The organism is Halomonas fontilapidosi (genome assembly GCF_014192285.1).
GTDB lineage: Bacteria > Pseudomonadota > Gammaproteobacteria > Pseudomonadales > Halomonadaceae > Halomonas > Halomonas fontilapidosi.
Map to the genome: position 1 here is coordinate 82,933 of NZ_JACHXQ010000011.1, position 16,135 is coordinate 99,067.

Sequence of the window (16,135 nt, forward strand, 5' to 3'; positions counted from 1 at the left end):
CTTCTGTCGAGAAACGGCCGCTGGCCTTACTCGGCCTTTTCCGCCGCTGCCTGGGAATCGGCAATCTCGGCAAGGAAGTCGTGCAGCACGCGCAGGGTCTTCTCGGGATGGCTGCGGGTCACCCAGTGGGAGCCGGGCAGGCGGGCGGTGCGCAGGTCGGTGGCGTAGTCGCCGAGGTTGGCATAGCCGGCCTCTGAGACGAAGGGGTCGCGCTCGGCGATGATCAGCTGCACCGGGCAGGTCACGCTGCCTTGCGCTGGCAGCGGTGGCGGATGGAGCACGTTCTGGCGGTAGAGCGCCATGGGGCCGAGCGCCATGTTGAGCACCTGCGCGCGGCTTTCCTCGAGCAGGGCGTCGCCCGCAGGGACGCCGGCAAAGCGCAGCACAGCTCGCCAGGCGTTCACACCACCGAGGCGCCATAGCGCCTCGCCCAGCGGCCAGATCAGCAGGGGCAGGGTGTAGCTGGCACGAAGCAGCTGGGCGATTACCGGCCAGGCGCGGCGCGGGTCGAGGCTTCTCAGCTCGTCGAGGCCCCATTGTCGCCAGATCGCCAGGTGGGGGCCGGAGATGAAGCTCCAGCTGAGTACCCGCTTGCCATATTCGGGGTGAGTGACATAGGACCAGCCGATGCTAGCCCCCCAGTCGTGGCCGACCAAATGCAGGCGTTGTGCTCCCAGCGCCTCGATGACCGCCTCGATGTCGCCGAGCAGGGCGTCGATCCGGTAACGGCGCGCTGGCTGGCGGGGCTCTCCCGCCGGCACGCCGGGCCAGTCCAGGCTAGCCACCCGGTAGCGGTCGGCCAGCGCCATCATGGTCGCCTGCCACATGCGCTGGCTGTCCGGGTAGCCGTGCAGGAAGAGCACCAGGGGGTGCTCGGGGTCGCCGCCATGGCGCACGCGAAGTCGGTAGCCGGAGCGCTCGACCCAGCGTTCGGCGAGCTCACTCATGGCGGTGCCGGCAGGGCGAAGGCGACGATGGCATCGCCGGGATCGGAGAACACGTGTCCGCCCGCGGCCACCACCAGGAACTGGCGCCGGTCGGGGCCGAGTCGGTAGGTCAGCGGGGTGGCGTGGGCGGCGTAGGGCAGATCGGCGCGCCATAGGGTTTCGCCGCTCGCCAGGTCGAAGGCCCGCAGGTAGCGGTCCGGGGTGGCGCCGATGAAGGCCAGGCCGCTGGCAGTGACGATGGGGCCGCCGATGTTGGGCACCCCCCACTCCAGCCAGAAGGGCCAGGGGGCCAGGCCCCGAGTGGAGCCGAGCGGGACTTCCCAGCGAATCTCGCCGTCGTCGAGGTCGACGGCGGTCAGCGTTCCCCAGGGCGGCGCGCTGCATGGCATGCCCAGTGGCGAACTCAACAGCTCCACGCTGACCGCATAGGGGGTGCCGCGCATCTCGCTGTAGAGCCGGTTGTTGCCGGCCAGGCCGCCGGCGTCGGTGCGGGTTTCCTCCTCGGGCAGGGCAGCGTACTCGTCGCGGGGAATCAGGCGCACGCCGGTGGGCACGCGCGACTGGTTGACCACCATCAGATTGCGGTGCGGATCGATGGCCCCGCTGCCCCAGTTGATGCCCCCGGTGGCGGCGGGAAAGACCACTGTGCCCTGCAGGCTGGGCGGCGTGAAGATGCCTTCGGCGCGTCGCGATTCGATCTGGCGACGGCAGCGGCCGCGATCCCAGAAGGTCAGGCCCCAGGCATCGTCCGGGGTCAGCTGTGGCGGGAAGAGCGTGGGCGGTGTGACCGGGAAGGGTTGCGTGGCGGAGAGCGTGTCGCCTGGTGCCGGATTGCCGGGAACCGGACGCTCCTCGACCGGGTGCAGCGGCTCGCCGCTCTCGCGGTGGAGCACGAACACGTGGCCGGTCTTGGTCGAGACCACCACCGCGGGTGCCGGGCCCGCCTCGGTGTTCAGCTCGATCAGCGACGGCTGGGCGCCCACGTCATAGTCCCAGAGGTCGTGGTGGACGGTCTGGAAGTGCCAGGCAACGCTGCCGGCCTGCTCGCCGCGGGTGTGCAGGGCGACGACCGAGGAGGCGTAGTAGTCGAGGCCGTTCCGCTGACCGCCGAAGTAGTCCGGCGGTGCGTTGCCGGTGGGCACGAACAGCAGGCCACGTTCGGCATCGGCGGCCATTGGCGCCCAGACATTGGCGGTGGAGCGGCGATAGGGGCCCTCGGTCGGGGTGTCGGGCTGGTCGGGCGGAACGGGATCCCAGGCCCAGGCCAGTTCGCCGCTGCGGGCATCGAAGGCACGTACCACCCCCGGCGGGGCGTTGGTGCGCACGTTGTCAGCCACCAAGGCGCCGATGATGACCAGATCGTCGACCACCAGTGGTGCCGAGGTGGGGTAGTACTCCCAGGCCGGGACATCCTCGCCGAGGGCGTCGCGCAGCGCCAGCCGACCGGCCTCGCCGAACCCGGGGCAGGGCCGGCCGGTGGCGGCGTCCAGGGCGATCAGTTCGGCGTCCTGGGTGCCGGTGAAGACCCGCTCCCGGCATTCGCGGGCCTCGCCGTCATCGGCCTCGGCGTTTTGCCAGTAGGCGACGCCTCGGCAGATCATCGGATAGGCACCATGCAATCGGCGCAGCTGCAGCTCGGGGTCGAACTGCCAGAGCTCCTCACCGGTTTCCGGATCCAGGGCGATCACGCGGTTGTAGGGCGTGCAGAAGATCAGCCGCTCGCCCACCACGATGGGCGTGACCTGCAGCGAGGTGCGGGTCTGGTTCTCGTCGCCGAGGGAGAAGTCGCCGCTCTGGTAGCGCCACACCTCCTCGAGGTGGCCGACGTTGTCGGGGGAGATCTGGTTCAGCGGCGAGTAGCGCAGGCCATCGAGACCTTGACCGTAGTGGGGCCAGTCGCCCGTTGGGCCGCGCATCTCGAGAGGCGGGGGAGAATCGTCGCAGCCGGCCACGCCGAGCAGTACGGTGGCGAGTACGCCTCGGGCAATCCAGTTCGCGCGCATGGGCGGCGTCTCCCGGCAGAGGCCTTGGGTATCCCTGTTTTGAAGCTAGTCCATGGCGATGTCATCAGCGAGCGAGGGGGCGGCAGGGTTGGGCTATGCTGAACGGGATAAGGCATCGATCATCTGCTATCCGTCGGTGCCCGGGAGGAGCCATGGCCATTACCCTGTCTGCGGCACTGCGCCGAGAATACGATCAGCTCTTCGACACCTGCCGCGTGCGTCCCGAGCGGCGGGACGATGTGGAGTGGGTGGTCGACAAGCTGGCCGCCAACCGATCCCGCTACGCGGCCGTCACCGAACGGCGAGGGGTGCCCTGGGCCTTCGTGGCGCTGGTACACCAGATGGAGAGCGGGTGTGACTTTGCGTCCCATCTGCACAATGGCGACCCGCTCGACGCCCGAACCGTCCGCGTGCCCGCCGGCCGCCCGCGTGGCGGCTCGCCGCCTTTCAGCTGGGAGGAGAGCGCGGCCGATGCCATGGCTCTCAAGCGCTTGAGTAGCAGCACCGACTGGAGCCTGGCTGGCATGCTCTATCAGCTCGAGCGCTACAACGGCTGGGGATATCGCAAGTATCACCCCGAGGTGCTGTCGCCTTACCTGTGGAGCTTTTCCGAGCATTACACCGCCGGCAAGTACGTCGCGGACGGTCGCTGGTCGGACACGGCAGTCTCACGACAGTGCGGGGCGGCGGTGGTATTGCGGCGGATGGCCGAGAATGGCCTGGTGGATTTCATCGATCGCCCGGGCGCCACCCCGGACACCGACACCGCGGATGAACCGCGCACACAGGAGCCGCTGGTTTCGCGGCATGCCATGCGGCGTGCCGCGCAAGCCGCAGAGGCACAGCGGGCCGAGGAATTGCAGCGCTGGCTGAACACCTTTCCTGGCATCTTCCTGCGCGCCGACGGCATTCCCGGCGACCGGACCTCGGATGCCTTTCGCCGTGTCACCGGTAGCTACCTGCCAGGCGACCCGCGCATCGCCTGATCGGGTGTCGAACCTGAGGCTTCAACGCCAGCAGCGGAGGGCGTCATGACCACGAGTCGCCTCAACCCGATCATTTACGTGCGTGGCTTTGCCATGCGCGAAGACGAGATCGAGGACACCATCAACACGCCCTACATGGGCTTCAACCTGGGGTCGACGCGAATCCGTCAGGATCCGGACCGCTCCTTCACCCGCTACATCTTCGAGTCGCCGTTGATCCGGCTGATGAAGGAGTATGGCTACCAGGACGTCTATCATCAGGGGGCAGTCAACCAGGCGCGGCTGCCGCGAAAGAGTGTCGTCATCCATCGCTACTACGAGCAGGAGAGTGGCGAAGGGCGGCGTCCCTCGCTCATCGAAGCGGCCGAGGAACTCGGGTCGCTGATCCTGTGGCTGCGCGATCGGGTATGCGGTGACGACGACCAGGCCCGGGCGGACTTCAAGGTCTACCTGGTGGCGCACTCCATGGGCGGGCTGGTGGTCCGTTGTCTGTTGCAGAACATGGCCGTGGCCACCAAGCAGGTGCGGGACTGTGTCGACAAGGTGTTCACCTACGGCACGCCTCATAACGGCATCGAGATGGGCGGCTTCAATGTGCCACGCGCCCTCGGCATCTGGGACATCAACAACTTCAATCGCGAGAACATCGCCAAGACTCTGGACCTGGCGCCCCGGAACGGCCGGGTCAACCACCTCGATGGGCACTTTCCTCCTGAGCGTTTCATGTCGTTGGTGGGCACCAATCACAAGGACTACAACCTGACGCGCTATGCCGTGGGCAGCATGAGCGACGGCCTGGTGAAGATCGAGAACGCCTACATCGAGAGCGGGCCGCGGGTCTATTGCTACCTGAGCCACAGCGGCTACTACGGGATGGTCAACGCCGAAGAGGGCTATCAGAACCTGACCCGTTTCCTGTTTGGCGATACCCGGGTGACCGGCCGGATGGTGGTGGAGGCGTTACCGCTGCCACCTTCGGTGGCCAAGGCCCGCAAGAAGGGACAGACCATCGAGGGCTCCTACCTCTTCGAGTGTACGGTGACCCCGCGCATGCATCCGCCGATTCCGTTGTCGGACCGGCGCGCCGAGCACGGCTCGGCGATCTTCCGGCGCTTCGATGAGATGTTCCACCCCGACCGCACCGGTCATGCCCATGCTCGCCATCCGGTGCTCTTCTCGGTGTTTCTCGATACCCGCAAGATCCAGACGGGACGCACCATGGTGTTCGTGGCGGATGTCGCGGTGCGCAGTACCGAGTTCAAGGTCGACGGCCTGTGGTTCCTCGACCAGCGCATCCCCGACGAGAACCTCTACCGCGACAAGCTGGTGCTGAGGGCGACCCGCGGCACCAATGGCTGGACGCTGCGCTACGTCTCGGCCGACGAGCGCTGGGGGGAGAACCGCGGTAGTGAGCTCGAGCAGGACGACCAGGGCCGATACGTACCGCTCGACAGCCCCAAGGGCTTTCGGGCCAAGCTGTACCTGGACGTCACGGCCTGGGAGTAGGCGCTCAGCGCTTGCATGGGGTTACCCCAGTGGTATGCCATGGCCCGTTCGCCCGTGACGGTGCGGCTTTCCCGCCGTCATGGCTGGAGCGGAGGTGGCGAGCGCAAGGGTGAGGGCCGAGCGCGCGTTCATCTTTACCGCGCCGGGTCCACCAGGCCACCCAGCGAGGCATTACGCCGGAACCAGCCGGCGATGCTGGCTCGCGGCAGGCGGGTGGCCAGCACCTCATGGGGCACGCTCTCGGAGAGAAAGCAGGCGAAGGTGCCGGCCTCGGGGTGTACCCGGGCCAGCTCTCGTTCGGGCGCGTCGGTGTCGAAGATCACCATCTCGCCGCCGCCGTCGGCGGGCCAGTCGGGGTTGAGGTAACCCACCGTGGAAACCACCCGGTTGGCGCGGCCGCGGAAGCTGTCGAGATGTTGCCGGTAGAAGGCGCCGGGCGGGTAGTGGGCGAAGTGCGCCTCGTACTCGAAGAGCCCCAGAAAGAGCGCCCGGTTGAGTTCCTGCTGCAATTCACCCATGGCCTCCAGGTAGCGGCGCCGGGCTCGGCTCTCGCGGTCCAGCCAGCGAATGGCATCGCCACGAACATCCCGGCGCAGTGCGTGGGCCTGGCCGCGGCCGATGCCGGCAGCCTCCAGGGCCTCATGGTCGGCCATGGCGGTCACTTCCTGGTAGAGCTCGGCGCACAGATCGGCGGGAAGGAAGCCCTTGCCGACATACCAGCCCTGTTCCACCAGGGCATCGACCAGCTCGGCCAATCGTTCGCGGGGCAGGGCGGTGTCGCAGAGCGGAGTGGTCGTCATCATGGGTTGGAAACCCGACTCTCGGGGCGGTAGAGCAGTTCGCCCGGCGGGCGCTCGAAGAGGCTGATGGGCATGGCGAAGCCTTCGGCGAGCAGTTCCACCAGCATCATCGCGGAGAGTCCCCAGATCACGTGGCCGTCGGTGCGGTAGCTGGGCACGTAATAGTCACGCCCGTCCACCCGAATCACGTCGGTGTGGGTGCGCTGGTCCTCGAGGAAGTGCGACAGCGGCACCTCGAAGATGGCATCGAGCTCGCTGGGGTCGGGGACAAGTGGCAGGTCGGGCGGGATCAGCCCCACCCAGGGGGTAACGCGCAGCCCATGCAGGGAAACCACGTCGGAAAGCCGACCGAGCAGTTCCACGCGCTCCGGTGGCAGCGCGATTTCTTCCTGTGACTCGCGCAGTGCCGTGCCCAGCAGGTCGGCGTCCTGGGTCTCGCGCTTGCCGCCGGGGAACGCCACCTGCCCGCTGTGGGTGTTGAGGTGGGCAGCGCGGCGAGTGAACAGCAGGGTGGGCTCGGGGCGGTCGACAATGGGCAGCAGCACCGCGGCCTCGGGCAGGCGCAGACCCACCCGGCGTGGCCGGTGTGCTTGCAGGCGTTTACGAAGGTTCTCTAACATGGGGCTTCCATCGGGTTTGATTCCTTCTACTCGGCCGCCATGAGCGGCGTCAAGCCCTGACCGGGTAGCCGTCATGCCGCCCGCCAGCCTGCCTGCCAAGGAGCGCCATGAACTTCTGCAGTCACTGTGGCCACACCGTGCGCTTCGCGATTCCCGACGGGGACGATCGGCCGCGCTACTTCTGCGACGAGTGCGGCACGATCCACTATCAGAACCCGCGCATCGTTGCCGGTACTCTACCGGTGAGCGGCAGCCGCGTGTTGCTGTGCCGCCGCGCCATCTCCCCGCGCAAGGGCTACTGGACCCTGCCGGCGGGTTTCATGGAGAACGCCGAGACCACCGTGGAAGCGGCCGCCCGCGAGACCCGCGAGGAGGCCTGTGCCGAGGTCGCGATCCACGGGCTCTATACCATGATCAACCTGCCGCACATCGACCAGGTCTACATGATCTTTCTCGCCGATCTCGCCGGCGACTTCGCGGCGGGACCCGAGAGCCTCGAGGTAGCGCTGTTCGAGGAGCACGAGATTCCCTGGGACGAACTCGCCTTCCCCACCATCGAGCGCACCCTGCGTCACTTCTACGACGACCGGCAGGATGCCGCCTTCCCGCTGCACGTCAGCGACATCACCGCCGAGGATCGCGAGCGCTACTTTGGCAGTGCCTGACGGGGGCAGTGCCTGAACGCCTCAATCCCGGTCGATGGTGAACGGCGACCAGCTCTGGCGCGTCGGCATCACCTCCAGCCGATTGATGTTGATGTGGTCCGGTAGCGTTGCCACATAGAAGATCTGCTCGGCGATGTCCTCGGCCTGCAGCGGCGTGGTGCCGCTGTAGAGGGCATCCGAGGCGGCCTGGTCGCCCTTGGTGCGCACCAGGGTGAACTCGGTCTCGGCCATTCCCGGCGAGATGTCGGTGACCCTGACGCCGGTACCCTTGAGGTCGCAGCGCAGGTTGTAGCCGAACTGTTCGACGAAGGCCTTGGTGGCGCCGTAGACGTGGCCACCAGGGTAGGGCCAGCTGCCGGCTACCGAGCCGATGTTGATGATGCTGGCCCCCGCCCCGGTGGCGATCAGCCGTGGCAGCATGGCATGGGTGACGTTCACCAGTCCGGTGACATTGGTATCGATCATGGTGTGCCAGTCGGCGAGGTCGACCTCCTGGGCCGGCTGGGGCGCCAGCGCCAGGCCGGCGTTGTTGACCAGGCAGGTGACCTCGCGAAACTCGGCGGGTAACGCCTCGACCGCCTGGGCCACCGCCTCGGCGTCTCGCACGTCCAAGGTGAGGGTCAGCACCTCCACGCTGTCACCGAGCTCCTGCTCGAGTTCCTTCAGCCGCTCGCTGCGGCGGCCAGTGAGGATCAGCGACCAGCCAGCGGCGGCAAAGCGGCGGGCGGCGGCGCGGCCGAAGCCTGAGGTGGCACCGGTGATCATGGCGATGGGCATAGTAACTCCTCGTCGGAAAGTGGCGCATTGAACCCCGCATGATAGGCCGGGCGGCCATGCGTCTCCAGTGGTCGGGCCCCCCGGCGCATGGTCCGACACCTGGCATTGTGCCGGGAGGCGGCCCCGGTATCATGGAAGCCGGACCCGGGCGTAACCAGGAGACCAAGGTCATGGACAAGTTCGAACGCAAGCTGGACCAGGCCGCACGCGCCGCCTGGATGTCCTATGTGGGGGGCATCACCCAGGATGAGATCGCCCAGCAGCTGGGTGTCTCCCGCCCCGGGGTCCAGCGCCTGCTTGCCCTGGCGCGCCAGGAGGGGCTGATCAAGGTGCGTATTGATCACCCCATCTCGGCCTGCATGGCCCTGGCCGCGGCGATCCGTGACCGCTATGGCCTCGATTACTGCGATGTGGTGCCGGCCGAGCCGGACGCGCCCGACGGTGCCGCCTACTACCTTGCGGCGGCCGGCGCGGAGCGCATCTCCCGCCTGGTGGAGCGCAGCGAACCCCTGACTCTGTCGCTGGGCACCGGGCGTTCGGTGCGTGCCACCGTGGAGGCCATGAGCCGCCATGACCGCCCGCAGCACCGTTTCGTCTCGCTGGTCGGCAACGTGGCACGTGACGGCTCCGCCAACCGTTATGATGGCGTGGTGGTGCTGGCCGACAAGACCGGCGGCGAGCGCTTCCTGCTGCCGACCCCGGTGGTGGCCGACTCGGTGGAGGAGAAGCAGGCGATGCTCGGCCAGCGACTCTTCCAGGCCATCACGGAGGTGGCTAGGCAGGCGGAGGCGGCCTTCATCGGCGTGGGGCGCATCGACCGTCAGGCGACCCTCTTCCAGGACCACTTCATCGGCCAGAGCGACCTCGAGGAGCTGCTGCGGCTCGAGGCCGTTGGCGAGCTGCTGGGCTGGCCACTGGACCGCGAGGGTCGTGTCATCGACTGCTCCATCACCCGTCGGGTTACCAGCCTGCCGTTGGAGATGCTGCGCGACCAGCCCCTGGTGGCCCTGGCCGGCGGCCGGGAGAAGGCGCCGGCGCTGCTCGCCGCGCTGCGGGGTGGCTGGCTTAAGGGTCTGGTCACCGACGAGACGGCCGCGCGCTGCATCATCGAGCCGTCGTGACGCAGCGCATTATTCGTAACGACTGATTCTTTGGGCCAAAGTCTAAGGGTGAATCTTTGCTTTTTTTGGCGCCCTGATCGATCATTTGATCGAAGGTTGATCAATATGATCAATATAACAATGCCAAGACATCCCTAGAGGATTCCGCTATGAGAGTCATCCGCCATCTCCCCCTGACGACCCTGACCGCGGCCATCGCCTTCGCCGGACAGGCCCAGGCGCAGACCGAGATCACCGTCGGTACTGTCAACAACAACGACATGGTGATCATGCAGAGCCTGACCGACGCCTTCGAGCAGGCGCATCCGGACATCACGCTGGACTGGGTGGTGCTCGAGGAGAACGTGCTGCGCCAGCGCCTGACCACCGATATCGCCACCCAGGGCGGCCAGTTCGACGTCATGACCATCGGCACCTACGAGGTGCCTATCTGGGCCGAGCAAGATTGGCTGACACCGCTCGACGACCTTCCTGCCGACTACCAGATCGACGACCTGCTGCAGTCGGTCCGCAAGGGCCTCAGCTACGACGGCACCCTGCATGCGCTGCCGTTCTATGCCGAGAGTTCGATGATGTTCTACCGCCAGGACCTCTTCAGTGATGCCGGCATCACGATGCCCGAGCAGCCGACCTGGCAGCAGGTACGTGACTGGGCTGAGCAACTCCATGACCCGGCCAACGAGACCTATGGCATCTGTCTGCGTGGCAAGCCGGGCTGGGGCGAAAACATGGCCCTGGTCTCCACCATGGTCAACACCTTCGGCGGACGCTGGTTCGACATGGACTGGAATCCGCAGATCGATTCCCCGGCCTGGCAGGAGGCGGTCGGTTTCTATGTTGATCTGTTGAACAACTATGGCCCACCCGGCGCCAGCTCCAATGGCTTCAATGAGAATCAGGCACTGTTCTCTCGCGGCAACTGTGCCATGTGGGTCGATGCCACCTCCGCGGCCGGACGGATCTTCGATCCCAGTCAATCTCAGCTGGGCTTCGCCCCGGCGCCGATCGCCGAGACGCCGAAGGGCTCTCACTGGCTGTGGTCCTGGGCCCTGGCGATCCCGGCGTCTTCCGACTCCAAGGATGCGGCTCGCGAGTTCGTCACCTGGGCGACGTCTCAGGAATATGTCGAACTGGTGGCGAAGGAGAAGGGCTGGGCCAGCGTGCCCCCCGGCACCCGCGTGTCTACTTACGAAAATCCTCACTATCAGGAAGCCGCGCCCTTCGCCGACTTCGTGCTGAACGCCATCCAGGGTGCCGACCCCACCGACTCAACCCTTGAGCCTTCTCCCTACGTTGGCGTGCAGTTCGTGGGTATCCCCGAGTTCCAGTCCATCGGTACCCAGGTCGGTCAGATGGTGGCCGCGGCCCTGACCGGTGAGACCTCCGTCGAGCAGGCCCTGCAGGCGGCTCAGCGCGCCACCGAGCGCACCATGCAGCGCGCCGGCTATCTGGATTGATCCGTGTGAGCCGGCCGGGGAGCCCCGGCCGGCACCTTCTTCTTGAACCCTCACGGTTACCGATATGAACAAGACCAGAACTTCCGGGCGCACCATCGGAGGGTTGCGTACCCTCTCGCTGCAGGCGCCCGCCGTCTCCCTGCTGTTTCTGTGGATGATCGTGCCGCTGGCGATGACCGTTTGGTTCTCGCTGCAGCGCTACAACCTGCTGATGCCCGGCATGACGGGCTTCGCCGGTCTCGAGAACTACGAGTATCTTTTCACCGACCCGGCGCTGTGGTCGGCCATGGGCACCACCCTGCTGATGGTCAGCTGGGTACTGGTGATCACCGTGGTCGGCGGCACCCTGCTGGCGGTGCTCTTCCAGCAGGAGTTCATGGGCCAGGGCATCGCCCGGGTGCTGGCGATTTCGCCCTTCTTCGTCATGCCCACGGTCAGCGCTCTGGTATGGAAGAACATGATGATGCACCCGGCCAACGGGGTGCTGTCCTGGGTGGCCGAACTGTTCGGACTGCCCGCGGTGGACTGGTTCTCCTCGCTGCCGCTGACCTCGATCGTCATCATCGTCGCCTGGCAGTGGCTGCCCTTCGCCCTGCTGATCCTGTTGACCGCCATGCAGTCGCTGGATGAGGACCAGGTGGAGGCCGCCCGCATGGACGGCGCCGGCCCGATCGCCATCTTCTTCTTCATCACCCTGCCGCACCTCAAGCGGGCGATCAGCGTGGTGATCATGATCGAGATGATCTTCCTGCTGACCATCTTCGCCGAGATCTTCGTCACCACCTCCGGTGGCCCGGGCCTCGCCACTACCAATCTGGCCTACCTGATCTACATTCGCGCCCTGCTTGACTTCGACGTGGGGCTGGCCTCCGCCGGCGGAGTGATCGCCATCATCCTCGCCAACATTGTCGCCATCTTCCTGGTCCGCATGGTGGCCAAGAACCTGGAAAGCTGACGCGGGAGCGCCTTATGACGACTGCAAGAACTAAATCCCTGTCCGGGGCCGCCGTCCCCGCGGTGCAGCGGTCTCCCCTGACCGATGCCCTGCTCAATCGGCGCCTGTGGTTGACCGTGCTCGGCTGGACGGTCGCCGTGCTGATCTTCTTCCCGATCTTCTGGATGGTGCTGACCGGCTTTAAGACCGAGACCGAGGCCATCGCCGAGCCCTCGCTGATCTTCTCGCCGACCCTGGAGAGCTATGCCGAGGTCCAGCAACGCGCCGGCTACGCCAAGTTCGCCCTCAACAGCGTGGTGGTGGCCTTTGGCTCGACCCTGCTGGCGCTGCTGATCGCCATTCCGGCGGCCTACTCCATGGCCTTCCTACCCACCAAGCGCACCAAGGGAACCCTGCTGTGGATGCTCTCCACCAAGATGTTGCCGCCGGTGGGCGTGCTGGTGCCGATCTACCTGCTGTTCCGCGACACCGGGCTGCTGGATACCCGCACCGGGCTGATCATCGTCTATACGCTGATGAACCTGCCGATCGTGGTGTGGATGCTCTACACCTTCTTCAAGGACATGCCCAAGGACATCCTCGAGGCGGGGCGCATGGATGGGGCCAGCACGCTGCAGGAGGTGCTCTACCTGCTGCTGCCGCTGACACTTCCCGGGATTGCCTCCACGGGTCTGCTGTCGGTGATCCTGAGCTGGAATGAGGCCTTCTGGAGCCTCAACCTCACCTCATCGAATGCAGCACCGCTAACCGCCTATATCGCCTCCTTTTCCAGCCCCGAAGGGCTGTTCTGGGCCAAGCTTTCCGCGGCCTCGACCATGGCCATCGCGCCGATCCTCGTCTTCGGTTGGCTGACCCAGAAGCAGATGGTACGTGGCCTGACCTTCGGCGCCGTCAAGTAAAGGAATTTCAATATGGCAACGCTACAACTCAAGCACATCACCAAGAGCTTCGGCGAGACCGACGTCATCAAGGGCGTTGATCTCGAGGTCAAGGACCGGGAGTTCGTGGTCTTCGTCGGCCCCTCTGGCTGCGGCAAGTCGACCCTTATGCGCATGATTGCCGGGCTCGAGAGCGCCACCAGCGGCGATATCCTCATCGATGGCCAGCGCATGAACGAGGTGGGGCCCGCTGACCGGGGGTTGGCCATGGTCTTCCAGAGTTATGCGCTCTATCCGCACATGACGGTCGAGGACAACATGGGCTTCAGCATGCGCCTGGCCGGCGTGCCCAAGGAGAAGCGGCGTGAGAAGGTCCTCGAGGCCGCCAGAATCCTGGAACTCGAGCCGCTGCTGGACCGCAAGCCCAAGGCCCTCTCCGGCGGCCAGCGCCAGCGCGTGGCGATCGGCCGCGCCATCGTGCGCAAACCCAGCATCTTCCTCTTCGACGAGCCGCTTTCCAACCTCGACGCCGCCCTGCGCGTACAGATGCGCATCGAGCTTGCCCGCCTCCACGAGGAGCTCGACGCCACCATGATCTACGTCACCCACGACCAGATCGAGGCCATGACCATGGCCGACAAGATCGTGGTACTGCAGGGCGGCGAGATTGAGCAGGTCGGCTCGCCCATGGAGCTCTACCACCATCCGCGCAACCGCTTCGTGGCCGGTTTTATCGGCTCGCCGAAGATGAACTTCCTGCCCGTCGAGGTGGTGGAGGCCGATGCCAAGGGCGTCAGCGTCACGCTGCCGGGAGGCGGCGTGAGCAAGGTGGCGGTGGATAGCCAGGGCCAGCGTGCCGGTGACGCGCTGGAGCTGGGCATCCGACCTGAGCACCTGGTGCTCGATGACGACCAGGGACCGCTGACTGGCGAGATCCAGGTCCTCGAGCGCCTGGGCGGGCAGACCTCGCTGTACGTCCAGATGGATGACTTGATGGTGACCATCATGGCCGATGGCGATGTCACGCACCGGGTGCACGACAAGGTGCGCTTCGGCTTTGCCCCCGGCCGCGCACACCTCTTCGACGCGGAGGGCTTGGCCCTGCCGAGCCTGGAGCAGCACCCACTGGCCGGCCTGCGTCGTCAGGACAGTCGTGCCTCCGACGCCGTCGGCCAGTGAGGAGCGGCGCATGGACAGCCTGATCTTTGATTGCGATGGCGTGCTGGTGGACAGCGAGACGATCGCCGAGGCGACGTTGGTGGAACTACTGGGCGAGTGGCTGCCAGACCTGGACGCCGACACCGTCCTCAGACAGGCACTGGGCATGACGACCGCCAACATTCTGAATCACCTTGAGAGCCTGAGCGGACACCGGCTGCCGCCGACCGCCGTCGATCGGGTGGACGAGACCATCGAGGCGCGCCTGGCACTTGAGCTGCGTGCCATCGATGGCGTCGCCGAGGCCATCGAGGCACTCACGCTGCCGCTGGCGGTGGTCTCCAACAGCCGTCGGCAGCGGGTGCTGGCCTCGCTGTCCACCACCGGCCTCGAGTCCCGGTTGAGCGCGGTGCCGATCTTCACCGCCGACCAGGTGGCATACCCCAAGCCAGACCCGGCGATCTATCGCCTTGCTGCCGCCGAACTCAAGTGCGCCCCGGGCAACTGCCTGGTGGTGGAGGACAGCGTCTCCGGCGTGACCGCGGCATGCGCCGCCGGCATGACGGTGATCGGCTTCATCGGAGCCAGCCATGTCGAACCGGGGCAGGAGCGCCGACTGATGGCCGCGGGTGCCTGGCGGGTTCTCGAGCACATGCACGGGCTGGCGTCGCTGGTCGATGACTGGCGGCGGAGCCGGATGCGCGCCACAACCCGATGACCAGCATGACCCCACGGACAGAGCAACAGGACGACAAGATGAAACTCGACAACAAGACCAGCGTCATCACCGGCGGGGCCCGAGGCATCGGCCTGGCTATCGCCCAGCGCTACCTGGCCGAAGGCGCCAATGTTGTGGTGGCCGATATCGACCCGGGCGCCATCGACGAGGCCCTGGCCACGCTGCGGGGGGAGGGGCATGGCGACGAGCAGCTGATGGGCGTGCGCCTGGACGTCTGCGACCGGGCCTCGGTCGACGCCATGGTGGAAGGCGTCAACGCCCGTTTCGGCGGCATCGACATCCTGGTCAACAACGCCGCCGTCTTCGGCATGGAGCCGGTGCTGGAGGTGACCGAAGCCAGCTACGACAGGCAGTTCGCCGTCAACGTCAAGGGGCTGTTCTTCACCCTCCAGGCCGTGGCCAGGGCGATGGTGGCGCGGGGCCGGGGGGGCAAGATCATCAACATGGCCTCCCAGGCGGGGCGCCGTGGCGAGGCTCTGGTGAGCACCTACTGCGCGACCAAGGCGGCGGTGATCAGCCTCACCCAATCTTGCGCCCTGGACCTGATCGAGCATGGCATCAACGTCAACGGCATCGCCCCGGGCGTGGTGGACACCCCGATGTGGGAGGAGGTGGATGCGCTCTTCGCCCGCTACGAGAAGCGCCCCCTCGGCGAGAAGAAGCGCCTGGTCGGCGAGGAGGTACCGGCCGGGCGCATGGGGCGGCCCGACGACTATGGCGGCGCCGCGCTCTTCCTGGCCAGCGACGACAGCGACTACGTGGTCGCCCAGACCCTCAACGTCGACGGCGGCAACTGGATGAGCTGAACCATGTGCGAACTCGCGACCCGTGGCGCGCTCAGCGCCGAGCCGTGCGACCGATGTGATAGACGAGGATCGATGCTATGACCTCCACTCCCCGCGCCGACTCCCTCGCCGAAGTGACCCGGCGAATCCTCGCCGCCGCCGAGGGACGCCAACGCCTGCTGGTGGCCCTGGCCGGGCCGCCCGGCGCCGGCAAGTCCTACCGCGCTGAGCAGCTGCTGCAGGCCATCGACGACGCCCTCCCGGGGCAGGGGGTGGTGGTCCCCATGGACGGCTACCACTTCGACAACGCGTTGCTCGGCGAGGCCCTGCTGCCGGTGAAGGGCGCGCCCCATACCTTTGACGCCGAGGGCCTGAGGGTCGACCTGGAACGCATTCGCCGCGCGGATACCACGGTGGCGGTGCCGGTGTTCGACCGGCCCCTGGACCTCGCCCGTGCCGGGGGCCGGCTGGTTACCCGCGAGCACCGCATCGTCATCGTCGAGGGCAACTACCTGCTGCTCGACCAGGGGCCCTGGCGCGCCCTGCATGGCCTCTTCGACCTGAGCGTGATGCTCGAGGTGGACGACGCGACCTTGGAGCAGCGCCTGATCGAGCGCTGGCTGGCCATGGGCCGCGACGCCGAGGCCGCCCGTCGCAAGGCCCTCGACAAGGACATGCCCAACGCCCGACTGATCCAGACCACATCCATCCCGCCCGACCTGGTGTGGCGCTGACGCC

At 66.7% G+C, this 16,135-nt stretch carries 16 protein-coding genes; 11 read left to right on the top strand and 5 right to left on the bottom strand.

All coding sequences use genetic code 11. From position 1 onward, the window contains the following. Positions 1-26 precede the first annotated feature (26 nt). Complete coding sequence (locus tag FHR95_RS14480) at positions 27-947, bottom strand: alpha/beta fold hydrolase (RefSeq protein WP_183314953.1); 921 nt, start codon at positions 945-947, stop codon at positions 27-29. Next, on the bottom strand, positions 944-2,950 hold the full coding sequence (locus FHR95_RS14485) for a pyrroloquinoline quinone-dependent dehydrogenase (RefSeq protein ID WP_183314954.1): 2,007 nt from the start codon (positions 2,948-2,950) through the stop codon (positions 944-946). The genes FHR95_RS14480 and FHR95_RS14485 overlap by 4 nt, the downstream gene beginning before the upstream one ends. Positions 2,951-3,102: 152 nt before the next feature. On the opposite strand from FHR95_RS14485, the gene FHR95_RS14490 reads away from it, so the two are divergent. Beyond that, complete coding sequence (locus FHR95_RS14490) at positions 3,103-3,936, top strand: hypothetical protein (RefSeq protein ID WP_183314955.1); 834 nt, start codon at positions 3,103-3,105, stop codon at positions 3,934-3,936. A 45-nt stretch (positions 3,937-3,981) separates the two neighbouring features. Then, the gene (locus FHR95_RS14495) at positions 3,982-5,442 is read left to right on the top strand and encodes a lipase family protein (protein ID WP_183314956.1); all 1,461 of its coding nucleotides are present in this window, start codon (positions 3,982-3,984) and stop codon (positions 5,440-5,442) included. A gap of 134 nt (positions 5,443-5,576) precedes the next feature. Here the strand turns inward: FHR95_RS14495 and FHR95_RS14500 are convergent, their stop codons facing one another. Together FHR95_RS14500 and FHR95_RS14505 are read right to left on the bottom strand one after the other, a co-directional pair. After that, positions 5,577-6,245, bottom strand: a complete 669-nt coding sequence (locus FHR95_RS14500; protein ID WP_183314957.1) for a 2OG-Fe(II) oxygenase — start codon at positions 6,243-6,245, stop codon at positions 5,577-5,579. Then, positions 6,242-6,862, bottom strand: coding sequence for a CoA pyrophosphatase (locus tag FHR95_RS14505; RefSeq protein WP_183314958.1), 621 nt, complete (start codon positions 6,860-6,862; stop codon positions 6,242-6,244). The genes FHR95_RS14500 and FHR95_RS14505 overlap by 4 nt, the downstream gene beginning before the upstream one ends. A 107-nt stretch (positions 6,863-6,969) precedes the next feature. On the opposite strand from FHR95_RS14505, the gene FHR95_RS14510 reads away from it, so the two are divergent. Beyond that, the gene (locus FHR95_RS14510) at positions 6,970-7,527 is read left to right on the top strand and encodes an NUDIX hydrolase (protein ID WP_040185837.1); all 558 of its coding nucleotides are present in this window, start codon (positions 6,970-6,972) and stop codon (positions 7,525-7,527) included. A gap of 21 nt (positions 7,528-7,548) precedes the next feature. On the opposite strand, the gene FHR95_RS14515 is transcribed toward FHR95_RS14510, so the two are convergent. Further along, positions 7,549-8,304: an SDR family NAD(P)-dependent oxidoreductase gene (locus tag FHR95_RS14515; protein WP_183314959.1), complete on the bottom strand. Its 756-nt coding sequence runs from the start codon at positions 8,302-8,304 to the stop codon at positions 7,549-7,551. A gap of 170 nt (positions 8,305-8,474) precedes the next feature. Between FHR95_RS14515 and FHR95_RS14520 the strand changes: the two genes are divergently transcribed. The 8 genes from FHR95_RS14520 to FHR95_RS14555 all read left to right on the top strand — a co-directional run bounded on the left by FHR95_RS14520 (position 8,475) and on the right by FHR95_RS14555 (position 16,131). Continuing rightward, entirely contained in the window at positions 8,475-9,425 is a 951-nt protein-coding gene (locus FHR95_RS14520) for a sugar-binding transcriptional regulator (protein ID WP_040185839.1), read from the top strand. Between the two features lie 149 nt (positions 9,426-9,574). Beyond that, positions 9,575-10,882: an ABC transporter substrate-binding protein gene (locus tag FHR95_RS14525; protein WP_183314960.1), complete on the top strand. Its 1,308-nt coding sequence runs from the start codon at positions 9,575-9,577 to the stop codon at positions 10,880-10,882. Between the two features lie 64 nt (positions 10,883-10,946). Continuing rightward, entirely contained in the window at positions 10,947-11,837 is an 891-nt protein-coding gene (locus FHR95_RS14530) for a carbohydrate ABC transporter permease (protein WP_183314961.1), read from the top strand. Positions 11,838-11,851: 14 nt separating this feature from the next. Further along, positions 11,852-12,736, top strand: a complete 885-nt coding sequence (locus tag FHR95_RS14535; protein WP_221199346.1) for a carbohydrate ABC transporter permease — start codon at positions 11,852-11,854, stop codon at positions 12,734-12,736. A 12-nt stretch (positions 12,737-12,748) separates the two neighbouring features. Continuing rightward, positions 12,749-13,894 carry an ABC transporter ATP-binding protein gene (locus tag FHR95_RS14540; protein ID WP_183314962.1) on the top strand — a complete coding sequence of 382 codons (1,146 nt, stop codon included), beginning with the start codon at positions 12,749-12,751 and terminating at the stop codon, positions 13,892-13,894. 10 nt (positions 13,895-13,904) lie between these two features. After that, positions 13,905-14,591, top strand: coding sequence for an HAD family hydrolase (locus FHR95_RS14545; RefSeq protein WP_183314963.1), 687 nt, complete (start codon positions 13,905-13,907; stop codon positions 14,589-14,591). A 38-nt stretch (positions 14,592-14,629) separates the two neighbouring features. Then, on the top strand, positions 14,630-15,418 hold the full coding sequence (locus tag FHR95_RS14550; protein WP_183314964.1) for an L-iditol 2-dehydrogenase: 789 nt from the start codon (positions 14,630-14,632) through the stop codon (positions 15,416-15,418). A 77-nt stretch (positions 15,419-15,495) separates the two neighbouring features. Next, the gene (locus FHR95_RS14555; RefSeq protein WP_183314965.1) at positions 15,496-16,131 is read left to right on the top strand and encodes a nucleoside/nucleotide kinase family protein; all 636 of its coding nucleotides are present in this window, start codon (positions 15,496-15,498) and stop codon (positions 16,129-16,131) included. Positions 16,132-16,135: the final 4 nt, after the last annotated feature.